The 11,539-nt window shown below is 61.3% G+C and carries 10 protein-coding genes; 4 read left to right on the plus strand and 6 right to left on the minus strand.

All coding sequences use genetic code 11. The annotated features are described in order from the left end of the window. Positions 1–4: 4 nt before the first annotated feature. The 6 genes from rplC to rpsL all read right to left on the minus strand — a co-directional run bounded on the left by rplC (position 5) and on the right by rpsL (position 5,855). Positions 5–679 carry a 50S ribosomal protein L3 gene (rplC, locus tag JFC13_RS18145; protein ID WP_198398436.1) on the minus strand — a complete coding sequence of 225 codons (675 nt, stop codon included), beginning with the start codon at positions 677–679 and terminating at the stop codon, positions 5–7. 11 nt (positions 680–690) lie between these two features. After that, complete coding sequence (rpsJ, locus tag JFC13_RS18150) at positions 691–999, minus strand: 30S ribosomal protein S10 (protein WP_009379191.1); 309 nt, start codon at positions 997–999, stop codon at positions 691–693. Positions 1,000–1,497: 498 nt separating this feature from the next. Then, complete coding sequence (tuf, locus tag JFC13_RS18155; RefSeq protein WP_198398437.1) at positions 1,498–2,691, minus strand: elongation factor Tu; 1,194 nt, start codon at positions 2,689–2,691, stop codon at positions 1,498–1,500. A 115-nt stretch (positions 2,692–2,806) separates the two neighbouring features. Beyond that, positions 2,807–4,912: an elongation factor G gene (fusA, locus tag JFC13_RS18160; RefSeq protein WP_198398438.1), complete on the minus strand. Its 2,106-nt coding sequence runs from the start codon at positions 4,910–4,912 to the stop codon at positions 2,807–2,809. 98 nt (positions 4,913–5,010) lie between these two features. Continuing rightward, positions 5,011–5,481 carry a 30S ribosomal protein S7 gene (gene rpsG, locus JFC13_RS18165; RefSeq protein ID WP_009883572.1) on the minus strand — a complete coding sequence of 157 codons (471 nt, stop codon included), beginning with the start codon at positions 5,479–5,481 and terminating at the stop codon, positions 5,011–5,013. Then, positions 5,481–5,855: a 30S ribosomal protein S12 gene (rpsL, locus tag JFC13_RS18170; protein WP_101621017.1), complete on the minus strand. Its 375-nt coding sequence runs from the start codon at positions 5,853–5,855 to the stop codon at positions 5,481–5,483. Before rpsL ends, rpsG begins: the two co-directional genes overlap by 1 nt. Before the next feature lie 533 nt (positions 5,856–6,388). On the opposite strand from rpsL, the gene JFC13_RS18175 reads away from it, so the two are divergent. The 4 genes from JFC13_RS18175 (at position 6,389) to JFC13_RS18190 (ending at position 11,201) form a co-directional block, all read left to right on the plus strand. Continuing rightward, positions 6,389–6,865 (plus strand): Fur family transcriptional regulator, encoded by a 477-nt coding sequence (locus tag JFC13_RS18175; protein ID WP_198398439.1) that lies wholly within the window; start codon positions 6,389–6,391, stop codon positions 6,863–6,865. Between the two features lie 77 nt (positions 6,866–6,942). Further along, complete coding sequence (gene katG, locus JFC13_RS18180) at positions 6,943–9,153, plus strand: catalase/peroxidase HPI (protein WP_198398440.1); 2,211 nt, start codon at positions 6,943–6,945, stop codon at positions 9,151–9,153. Between the two features lie 342 nt (positions 9,154–9,495). Further along, entirely contained in the window at positions 9,496–10,179 is a 684-nt protein-coding gene (locus JFC13_RS18185; protein ID WP_198398441.1) for a DUF1707 SHOCT-like domain-containing protein, read from the plus strand. After that, complete coding sequence (locus JFC13_RS18190; protein ID WP_198398442.1) at positions 10,176–11,201, plus strand: 6-phosphofructokinase; 1,026 nt, start codon at positions 10,176–10,178, stop codon at positions 11,199–11,201. Before JFC13_RS18185 ends, JFC13_RS18190 begins: the two co-directional genes overlap by 4 nt. Positions 11,202–11,539: the final 338 nt, after the last annotated feature.

An 11,539-nucleotide genomic window follows, 5' to 3' on the forward strand; every position in this document is an offset into this window, starting at 1 on the left:
ACGTTCAGCCCTCCTTCGCGGCCGAGCGAACGAGAACGACTGCGCCCTTGGGGCCAGGTACGGCACCCTTGATGAGCAGGAAGTTGTTCTCGGTGTCCACGGCGTGGATCGTGAGGTTCTGGGTTGTGTGCTTGACTGCACCCATACGGCCGGCCATGCGCATACCCTTGAACACGCGACCAGGGGTCGCGGCTCCGCCGATTGAACCCGGCTTGCGGTGGTTGCGGTGCTGTCCGTGGGAGGCGCCGACGCCGTGGAAGCCATGACGCTTCATGACACCGGCGGTTCCCTTACCCTTGGTCTTTGCGGTCACATCGACCTTGATCCCGGCGTCGAACGTATCGACTCCGAGCTCCTGACCCAGTGCATAGTCAGCAGCGTCTGCGGTGCGCAGCTCGACAAGGTGCCGGCGTGGTGTCACGCCTGCCTTCTCGAAGTGGCCCGCAGTGGGCTTGTTGACCTTGCGAGGATCGATTTCGCCGAACGCGATCTGCAGTGCGGGGTAACCATCGGTTTCCTCGTTGCGGATCTGCGTCACGACGTTGCTGCCGGCGGCCACTACGGTCACCGGTACGAGATTGTTCTGCTCATCCCAAACCTGAGTCATGCCCAGCTTGGTTCCCAGAAGGCCCTTGACCTTGCGGGTGGTCGGGAGAGCTGATGAACGATTGTTCGCCATGTCTGCCTCCCTTAGAGCTTGATCTCGATGTTGACGTCGTCAGCGAGGTCGAGACGCATGAGCGAGTCGACTGCCTTCGGCGTCGGATCGACGATGTCGATCAGACGCTTGTGCGTGCGCATTTCGAAATGCTCACGGCTGTCCTTGTACTTATGTGGCGAACGGATGACGCAGTAAACGTTCTTCTCCGTTGGCAACGGCACGGGGCCCACAACAGTCGCACCTGCGCGAGTGACGGTGTCCACGATCTTTCGTGCAGCACTGTCAATCACAGCGTGGTCGTACGACTTGAGCCGAATGCGGATCTTCTGTCCCGCCATGGCGTCGTCTCTTTCTTTAGTTACTTCCGGCCATCAACAAACAGTCGATCGAAATCTTCTGTGGTCTGTGCCGGCTGACCATGACCGACCCCCGAGGTCGGGCGTGTCGGCTAATCCTTGCGGAGAATCTTTCGATTCTCGTTGAGGGCCGACGGCGCTTCTACTCATTGGCTGCTCGGTCCGAACCCGCTCAAGGCAGATTCATCGATCCGATAGTGTTCCGGACTGTTCGCGGTATCTCTACCGCAGTGCAGGGGTCAACGTCCAAAACGCAACTTCACTATCTTGTCACATAGCACTTCATCGGCGCAATTCCAGGCATCTGTCTTGTGAGGCATTTCATGATCGCCTGCCGCTACAAGTCAGGCAGGTCACGCGCCGAGGCTGGTCCCCGTTGTGAATGCACAGAACCCCGGCCCTTTGGACCGGGGTTCCGAATCGATCTCTCAGGACCGAAGTCCCGAGCTCAAGGCCGAAGCCTGAGTGATCGAAGGTATATCAGGCGGTGATCTTGGTGACTCGACCAGCGCCGACGGTACGTCCACCCTCGCGGATAGCGAAGCGGAGGCCCTCTTCCATAGCGATCGGCTGGATCAGCTCGACCGACATGTCGGTGTTGTCACCGGGCATGACCATCTCGGTGCCCTCAGGCAGCGTGATGACGCCGGTGACGTCCGTGGTGCGGAAGTAGAACTGAGGACGGTAGTTCGAGTAGAACGGGTTGTGCCGTCCGCCCTCGTCCTTGCTCAGGATGTAGACCTGGCCTTCGAAGTTCGTGTGAGGCGTGATCGAACCCGGCTTCACGATAACCTGTCCGCGCTCCACGTCTTCGCGCTTCGTTCCACGCAGGAGCAGTCCGACGTTCTCGCCCGCACGTGCGTCAGGCAGAGTCTTACGGAACATCTCGATGGCGGTGACGGTCGTCTTGGACGACTTCTCCTTGATGCCGACGATTTCGATGTCATCGTTAGGCAGCAGGACGCCGCGCTCCACACGACCGGTGACGACGGTTCCACGACCGGTGATCGTGAAGACGTCTTCCACTGGCATGAGGAATGGCTTGTCGATGTCGCGCTCCGGCTCGGGAACGTTGTCATCGACGGCCTGCATGAGGTCTTCGACGCTCTTGACCCACTTCTCGTCGCCTTCCAGCGCCTTGAGAGCGGACACAGGAATGACGGGAGCGTTGTCGCCGTCGAAGTCCTGGCTCGAGAGCAGATCGCGGACCTCGAAGTCGACGAGCTCGATGAGCTCCTCGTCATCGACCATGTCGGACTTGTTCAGTGCGACAACGATGTAAGGCACACCAACCTGACGTGCGAGCAGAACGTGCTCACGAGTCTGCGGCATCGGACCGTCGGTAGCGGCAACCACGAGGATTGCGCCGTCCATCTGAGCAGCACCGGTAATCATGTTCTTGATGTAGTCGGCGTGACCAGGGGCATCGACGTGAGCGTAGTGACGCTTCTCGGTCTGGTATTCAACGTGCGAGACGTTGATGGTGATGCCGCGCTCCTTCTCCTCAGGTGCGTTATCCACCTGGTCGAAGGCGCGAGCCTCATTGAGATCTGGGTACTTGTCCGCCAACACCTTGGTGATTGCGGCGGTCAAGGTGGTCTTTCCGTGGTCAACGTGGCCGATGGTGCCAATGTTGACGTGCGGCTTAGTCCTATCGAAACTAGCCTTTGCCACTGGGTTCCTCCTCGTGGTTGGCAAAAGATATGCGGTTCATATCTTAGACCTTTGTTGGTTATCTTTCATTTCGGTGAACATGTTCTTGCTCACCGTGGCGACCGGGGACCGGAGATTACTCTCCGCCACGCATCTTCTGGACGATCTCCTCGGCGACTGCCTTGGGGACCTCCGCATAGCTGGAGAAAGTCATCGAGTACACCGCACGGCCCTGGGTCTTCGACCGCAGATCACCGATGTAACCGAACATCTCCGACAACGGGACCACAGCCTTGACGACCTTCACACCGGAAGCGTCGTCCATCGACTGGATCTGGCCACGTCGGGAATTGAGGTCGCCGATGACGTCTCCCATGTATTCCTCTGGGGTACGCACCTCGACGTCCATGACCGGTTCCAGCAGAACCGGCTTCGCCTTCTGAACGGCCTCCTTGAAGACCATCGAGCCGGCGATCTTGAATGCCATCTCCGAGGAGTCGACATCGTGGTAGGCGCCGTCGATGAGTGTGGCCTTGACGCCAACCATCGGGTAACCGGCGAGGACACCAAGCTGCATGGCGTCCTGGATACCGGCGTCGACGCTCGGAATGTACTCGCGCGGAATACGTCCGCCCGTGACGGCATTCTCGAACTCGTAGATCGTATCGCCTTCGACCTCGAGAGGTTCGAAGGTGACCTGGACCTTCGCGAACTGTCCCGATCCACCCGTCTGCTTCTTGTGGGTGTAATCGTACTTCTCGACAGTGCGGCGAATGGTCTCACGGTAGGCGACCTGCGGCTTGCCGACGTTCGCCTCGACCTTGAACTCGCGACGCATACGGTCGACGAGGATGTCGAGGTGAAGTTCGCCCATTCCGCGGATGACGGTCTGGCCTGTCTCCACATCAAGCTCGACCCGGTATGTCGGGTCTTCCCTGACGAACTTCTGAATGGCAGCCGACAGCTTCTCCTGGTCGCTCTTGGTCTTGGGCTCAATGGCCACAGAGATGACCGGCTCAGGGAAGGTCATCGACTCGAGAGCGATCGGGGCGCTCGGATCGCACAGCGTGTCACCGGTGGTTGTCTCTTTGAGACCGATGAACGCGTAGATGTGGCCGGCGATGGCCTCTTCGACAGGGTTCTCCTTGTTGGAGTGCATCTGGAAGAGCTTGCCGACGCGCTCCTTCTTGCCGCTCGTCGAGTTGAGAACGGCCTCGCCCGACTTCACCTGTCCGGAGTACACGCGGACGTAGGTCAGCGTGCCGAAGAACGGGTGGGTGGCGACCTTGAACGCGAGAGCCGAGAAGGGCTCATCCTTGGAAGGCTTGCGAGTCAGCTTCTCGTCCTCGTCACGAGGGTTCTCACCGATCATGGGAGGAACCTCGAGAGGCGAAGGGAGGTAGTCGATGACGGCGTTGAGCATGGGCTGGACGCCCTTGTTCTTATATGCCGAACCGCACATGACAGGGAACGCCGTGGAGTTGACGACGAGAGAGCGGATGCCCTCCTTGATCTCGGCAATCGAGATCTCTTCGCCCTCAAGGTACTTCTCCATGAGTTCGTCAGTGGCTTCAGCAACATCCTCGACGAGCTTGGCGCGGTACTCTACGGCCTTGTCCTTGAGATCCTCAGGAATCTCGATCTCGGTCATGTCCTGACCCTTCTTGGACTCATCAGGCCAGATGTAGGCCTTCATCTCAAGAAGGTCGACGATCCCGGCGAACTCCGACTCGGAACCGATAGGCAGCTGAATGACCAGCGGCTTGGCTCCGAGGCGTTCGCGGATGGTGTCGATGGTGAAGTAGAAGTCAGCACCGAGCTTGTCCATCTTGTTGACGAAGCACACGCGTGGCACGTCGTACTTGTCAGCCTGACGCCACACGGTCTCGGACTGCGGTTCAACGCCTTCCTTGCCATCGAAGACGGCGACGGCGCCATCGAGGACGCGCAGTGAGCGCTCAACCTCGACGGTGAAGTCGACGTGGCCCGGGGTGTCGATGATGTTGATCTGGTTGTCGTGCCAGTAGCAGGTGGTGGCAGCCGACGTGATCGTGATGCCGCGTTCCTGCTCCTGGTCCATCCAGTCCATCGTCGAGGCACCGTCGTGCGTCTCGCCGATCTTGTAGTTCACACCGGTGTAGTAAAGGATGCGTTCGGTTGTGGTGGTCTTACCGGCATCGATGTGGGCCATGATGCCGATGTTGCGGACCTTATTCAGGTCGGTGAGCACGTCAAGTGCCACGGTGTCTCTCTCTCACTCGATGATGTGATCGGCTCCCCCGCTGCCTGACCGGCAGGCGCCGCATGACGCCTGCCGGCCAGGGTTCCGAAGAGGAACGATTACCAGCGGTAGTGGGCGAAGGCCTTGTTGGACTCGGCCATCTTGTGGGTGTCTTCGCGACGCTTCACAGCGGCGCCGAGGCCGTTGCTCGCATCGAGAATCTCATTCATGAGGCGTTCGGTCATCGTCTTCTCACGACGCTGGCGGGAGTAAGCCACGAGCCAGCGCAGTGCCAAAGTCGTCGAACGAACCGGACGAACATCGACCGGAACCTGGTAGGTTGCGCCACCGACACGGCGAGAGCGAACCTCGAGGGAGGGGCGGATGTTGTCGAGAGCCTTCTTCAGGTTGACAACTGGGTCATTGCCGTTCTTCTCACGGGTACCTTCGAGAGCACCGTAGACGATGCGCTCAGCGGTCGAACGCTTTCCGTCGAGCAGGATCTTGTTGATCAGCTGCGTGACGATCGGCGAACTGAAGACCGGGTCAATGACGATCGGTCGCTTTGGTGCAGGACCTTTACGTGGCATTACTTCTTCTCCCTCTTCGCACCGTACTTGCTGCGTGCCTGCTGGCGGCCCTTGACACCCTGGGTGTCAAGCGAACCGCGAACGATTCGGTAGCGCACACCTGGCAGGTCCTTGACACGACCACCGCGCACGAGCACGATCGAGTGCTCCTGCAGGTTGTGTCCTTCGCCTGGAATGTAGGCAGTCACTTCGATCTGGCTCGAAAGCTTGACACGAGCGACCTTGCGAAGAGCCGAGTTCGGCTTCTTGGGTGTAGTGGTGTACACACGGGTGCACACTCCACGACGCTGCGGGCTGCTCTTCAGAGCAGGAGCGTCGGATCCTGCGGATTTGACATGTCGTCCCTTGCGGACGAGCTGCTGGATTGTCGGCACTAAGCGTTCTCCGTTTGCTTCTCGATAAACCTAATTCCCAACGTTGGCCATGGCATCAGCCATGTTTGTGAACCGTGGGACATATCCGACTGAACACCGGGTGAAGCTTCACGCCCGATGCCAGTATTCGCGCGACGGCCTGAACCCTGCACTCGGGTGTGTCGCAATGACACAGAACCTATGCAGAATGACACGTCGGCGGCCTGCCTCTGGCGAATTCTCACAATGGGTCCGGACCTCACAAAACATCCGGTATGATCGTTCGCCGACGCAGATAACACAATCAGTCGCATCCTAGAATATCGCGGTTTCCCACATCTGGTCAAAACCAGCCATTGTGCGTTGCACGACACAACCCCCGCCACCCGGGCGCAGAGAACCCTCTCCCCCGGCGCACCTACCTTTCGCGGACCGAAATCCGAGCTCTTCGCTGTCCGAAGTCCGCGGCAGCCGCGGTTCTTTCGCGCGCTCCTTCGCGCACCCGGGACAATCGTTTCCTTGACTCATTCAAGAAAAGGCGGCAAGCTGTTGCTGTGGCTGAGAACAAGGAAAGGCACGAATCGGAACCGACCGCAGCACTGCGGGAGAGTTCCCTTCGCGTGACGAAGCAGAGAGTCGCGGTTCTCGCGGCTGTGTGCGATCACCAGCATGCAGACACCGAGACTGTCATCCGCGCTGTTCGAGAGAATCTCCCCGAGGTATCACATCAGGCGGTGTACGACTCGCTGCACACACTCACCGAGGTCGGACTCGTCCGGTGCATTCAGCCGTCCGGGTCCGTGGCCCGTTACGAGAGACGCATCGGGGACAATCATCATCACCTCGTGTGCCGCTCGTGCAATCTCATCGTCGATGTCGACTGTACGGTCGGGCAGGCTCCCTGCTTGACCCCTTCACACGACGCTGGATTCGTCATCGAACAGGCCGAAGTCACTTTCTGGGGCCTGTGTCCTGACTGCGCTGCGTCTGCAGCGCCTTCGGTCAGCCCCGAACCCGCCTCGGCGGTCTGAGCCGATCCACCCATCGACAAAGCCACACCTTTGTCTTCAACCGGGTCCTGACGGGACTCGAAAGTGAAAGGAATACTATGCCCGATACTTCCACCGCCGGCGGCTGTCCAGTCGCCCACACCACTTCGGCAACGGCGACGGCGCCCGAAGCCGACTCGCTGGTCAATCCCAGCCAGGGCGATGCCAACTCGCATTGGTGGCCGAATCGCCTCAATCTCAAGATCTTGGCCAAGAACCAGCCTGCCCGCGACCCGATGGACGAAGGCTTCGACTACGACGCCGAGTTCGCCAGCCTCGACTACTACGCGCTCAAGGCCGACATCGAAGAGCTCCAGAAGACGAACGCCGACTGGTGGTCCGCGGATTTCGGTCACTACGGCCCGTTCATGATCCGCATGGCCTGGCACTCCGCCGGCACCTACCGAGTCCAGGACGGACGCGGCGGCGGCGGCGAAGGACAGCAGCGTTTCGCACCTCTGAATTCCTGGCCCGACAACGTGGGTCTCGACAAGGCCCGCCGACTGCTCTGGCCCGTCAAGAAGAAGTACGGCAAGAAGATCTCATGGGCTGACCTCTTCATCCTCGCCGGAAACGTGGGTCTCGAGTCCATGGGCTTCAAGACCTTCGGCTACGCCGGTGGCCGCAAGGACGTGTGGGAACCTGACAATGACGTCTACTGGGGCTCCGAGACCGAATGGCTGGGCACCGACAAGCGCTACGTGGGCAACCGCGAACTGCAGAAGCCGCTGGCGGCAACGACCATGGGCCTCATCTACGTCAACCCTGAGGGCCCAGAGGGCAAGCCGGATCCACTGGCCGCGGCCATCGACATCCGCGAGACCTTCGGTCGCATGGCCATGGACGACGAGGAGACAGTCGCCCTCATCGCAGGTGGACACACCTTCGGCAAGACCCACGGCGCAGCTCCCGAGTCGCACAAGGGCGGAGATCCGGAAGCCGCACCGATCGAGGAGCAGGGACTGGGCTGGAAGTCCGATTTCGGCACCGGCCAGGGCAATGACACCGTCGGCAGCGGCATCGAGGTCACGTGGACCTACCACCCCACCCGGTGGGACAACGAATTCTTCCACATCCTCTTCGCCTACGAATGGGAGGTCTTCGAAAACGAAGGCGGACACCTGCAGTGGCGCCCAGTCGACGGCGGCGGCGATGACATGGTTCCGATGGCGCAGGGCGACGGACGCCGTGAGCCCCGCATGCTCACAACTGACCTTTCGCTGCGTTTCGATCCCATCTACGGTGAGATCTCACGCCGCTTCAAGGACGACCAGAAGGCCTTCGAGGATGCCTTCGCCCGCGCCTGGTTCAAGCTCACCCACCGTGACATGGGCCCGTCCACTCGCTACCTCGGACCCGAGGTCCCCAGCGAAGAGCTCATCTGGCAGGACCCGGTCCCGGCCGGCACACCGCTCGATTCGGATCAGCTCGAAGCGGTCAAGTCCGCCATCCGCGATTCGGGTCTGAGCGTCTCGCAGCTGGTCTCGACCACCTGGGCCGCAGCCTCATCCCACCGTGTCTCCGACTTCCGCGGCGGAGTCAACGGCGGACGCCTGCGCCTCGAACCGCAGAAGAACTGGGAAGTCAACGAGCCCGCGAAGCTGGCCGAGGTCATCACTGTCCTCGAAGGCATCGCAGCGGACAACGGAGCAACGTTCGCCGATGTCCTGGCGATCGCCGGCGGCGTCGGCATCGAAACCGCGGCGAAGGCCGCCGGTCATGACGTCAGCGTTCCGGTTTCGACCGGCCGCGGTGACGCAACCCAGGAGCAGACCGACGTCGATTCGTTCTCGTACCTGGAGCCGACTCACGACGGGTTCCGCAACTATCTCACCGAGGATCTTCCGCTCTCGGCCGAGTTCCTCCTCCTGGACAGGGCCAGCCTGCTCGGTCTGACCCCGTCGGAGCTGACCGTTCTCATCGGCGGACTGCGCGTCCTCGGCGCGAACTACGAAGACTCCGAGCTCGGTGTGTTCACTGACCGTCCCGGCGAGCTGACGAACGATTTCTTCGTCAACCTCCTGGAACTGGGCAACGTCTGGAAGCCGATCGGTCCGTCCGAATCCGCCAACGTCTACGAGTGCTTCTCCCCCGAGGGAGAGAAGCTGTGGACCGGAAGCCGCATCGACCTGCTCTTCGGCGCCAACTCCGAGCTGCGCGCCATCGCCGAGGTCTACGCCTCCGATGACGCCCAGGAGAAGTTCGTCAATGACTTCGTCAAGGCCTGGAGCAAGCTCGTCGAAGCAGACCGCTTCGACCTGCACCGCTGAGTGATCTGATAACGCACGACTGTGCCCCCACCACACGTGGTGGGGGCACAGTCGTATCCGGGATGGAACCGGGCCCCTGCCGGCCACCAGCCTGTCACCCCAGCCCTGTTGCCCGGCTCTTGGAGTGCCCGGCCCGAGGTTGGGAAGGCTCGGATTCTGGTTGTCTGTCATGGAATCTCCTTGGCAGTCAGTGATTCCACTCTCGTGTGCTGTGCTGTCTCATGAGGACAACAGTTCCGCTCGGGCTTAGGCCCAGCGTTGGTCGAAGCTGTGGCCAGCCTGTGGGACTTGGCGGTGGCCGATCTCAACTGCAGATGTGTGGTCCCCGCTACACTGGGCGTCATGGCCAAAGAAGATTCCCCGCACTCGTCCGCGCCCCGCATCCGAGCCTCTGACAAGGACCGCGACGCCGTTCTCGGAGTCATCACCGAGGCGGTCAGCAACGGTCGGCTCGACCCGGAAGAGACGGCTGAACGTCAGGATGAGGCGATTTCGGCGAAGTACCTCGACGAACTGATGCCGCTCATCGTCGATCTGCCCGAAGGGCACGAACTCTACCGCACCCTGCAGCGCCAGACCGGCGGAACGACCGCGGGGACATCACTGGACCGCAGTGCCGGACCCACCTCGCTGGCTCCGATGGCGGAACCGGGCACAGCGAAGCCGATGAACTCGGTGGCCATCATGTCCGGGCGCGAACTCGATGTACCGGCCGGCACGGCCGAGGTGACGACCTACTCGCTCATGGGCGGCGACAATATCGACCTGTGCGACGTCATGGGACCGGGAGTCACCGTGTCGCTGACCTCGTATTCAATGATGGCCGGCCACGACATCTACGTCCCTCCTGGCGTGCGGATCCGCGACGACACAATCAACATCATGGCCGGCAATGAGATCCGCGGCTCCGCCAAAGGAGACGGTTCGAACGGGACGCTCATCCTCAAGGGCGTCTCTTTCATGGCTGGACATGACGTGCATTTGGCAAAAGGCTACCGAGCAAAGGATCAGGGGCAACTGGAATGAAGATAGGTGTACTGACCTCCGGCGGAGACTGCCCCGGACTCAACGCGGTCATCCGCGGAATCGTCCGAAAGGGCATCCGCTCCCACGAGGATACGTTCGTCGGAATCCGCGACGGTTGGCGCGGCCTGCTCGAAGACGATGTGTTCGACATGTCTATGCTCGACGTTCGTGGGCTCTCCGGCCGAGGCGGCACCATCCTCGGCACCTCCCGCACCCACCCCTATGAGGGCGGCGGGCCGGAGCGGATGCGCGAGGTGATGACCGCACACGGCATCGACGCGATCGTTGCGATCGGCGGAGAGGGCACACTGGCTGGGGCCTCCCGACTCGTGAATGAGGAGGGGGTGAACATCATCGGTGTCCCGAAGACCATCGACAACGATCTCAGCGGCACCGACTACACCTTCGGCTTCGACTCCGCCCACGCCATCGCGACCGAGTCCATCGACCGGCTCCGCACAACGGCGGAGTCCCATCATCGATGCATGGTCATCGAGGTCATGGGCCGCAACGTCGGATGGATCGCGCTGCATGCGGGAATGGCCGGTGGCGCTCACGCGATCCTCATGCCGGAGTTTCCCGTCTCCTTCGACCAGATCGAGGAATGGGTGACCTCGGCCAGGGACCGCGGCCGTGCTCCGATCGTCGTCGTGGCCGAGGGCTTCATTCCCGAGGGGCTCGACGAGCAGGTCGCGGACCGGGGTGTCGACAACAAGGGGCGGACCCGCCTCGGCGGCATTGCAGACTTCCTGGCTCCGAAGATCGAGGAGATCACGGGAATCGAGTCCCGTGCCACCATCCTCGGACACCTGCAGCGAGGCGGCTCCCCCACGGCCTACGACAGGGTCCTGTCCACACGTCTCGGGATGGCTGCGGCAGATCTCGCGCACAACGGCGACTGGGGCAAGATGGCCAGTCTCAAGGGCACCGACATCGTCTCGGTCGACATGGCCTCAGCCGTCGACCGGCTCAAGTCTGTTCCGCTCCAACGCTGGGAAGAGGCGCAAGTCCTCTTCGGCTAGCCGTCCTCCTCAACAAAGCCACCGCGCAACGCAGACACACAGTCAGAGGCCGCGGCAGGCCAACAGTAGGTAAGTTCTGGTCGAATTGTTCGAGATATTCGACCAGGACTTGCCAACCGTTGTATTTCTGACCGAGTTCGAGGCCATTGGCCGAGGATACTCTAGGGCAATGCTTCTGCTCGCGCGCCCGCGAACGCACCCACTTTCGCGCCCGCGTTCGCGGGGACCGCATATGACACAGCAAGAGGGGCACCCACCTGATGGTGGGTGCCCCTCTTGCTGTGCCTGTCGAGTCAGTCTGGTGATTCAGCGCCAGCCGCAGCTTCGCAGCTGCGAAC

This window comes from Brevibacterium antiquum (assembly GCF_016107655.1).
Taxonomy (GTDB): domain Bacteria; phylum Actinomycetota; class Actinomycetes; order Actinomycetales; family Brevibacteriaceae; genus Brevibacterium; species Brevibacterium antiquum.

What these genes read in the sequence shown, in the direction of transcription:
- rplC (WP_198398436.1), bottom strand. Translation starts at nt 679, where the DNA reads ATGGCGAACAATCGTTCATCAGCTCTCCCGACCACCCGCAAGGTCAAG.
- JFC13_RS18185 (WP_198398441.1), top strand. Translation starts at nt 9,496, where the DNA reads ATGGCCAAAGAAGATTCCCCGCACTCGTCCGCGCCCCGCATCCGAGCC.
- rpsJ (WP_009379191.1), bottom strand. Translation starts at nt 999, where the DNA reads ATGGCGGGACAGAAGATCCGCATTCGGCTCAAGTCGTACGACCACGCT.
- JFC13_RS18190 (WP_198398442.1), top strand. Translation starts at nt 10,176, where the DNA reads ATGAAGATAGGTGTACTGACCTCCGGCGGAGACTGCCCCGGACTCAAC.
- rpsG (WP_009883572.1), bottom strand. Translation starts at nt 5,481, where the DNA reads ATGCCACGTAAAGGTCCTGCACCAAAGCGACCGATCGTCATTGACCCG.
- katG (WP_198398440.1), top strand. Translation starts at nt 6,943, where the DNA reads ATGCCCGATACTTCCACCGCCGGCGGCTGTCCAGTCGCCCACACCACT.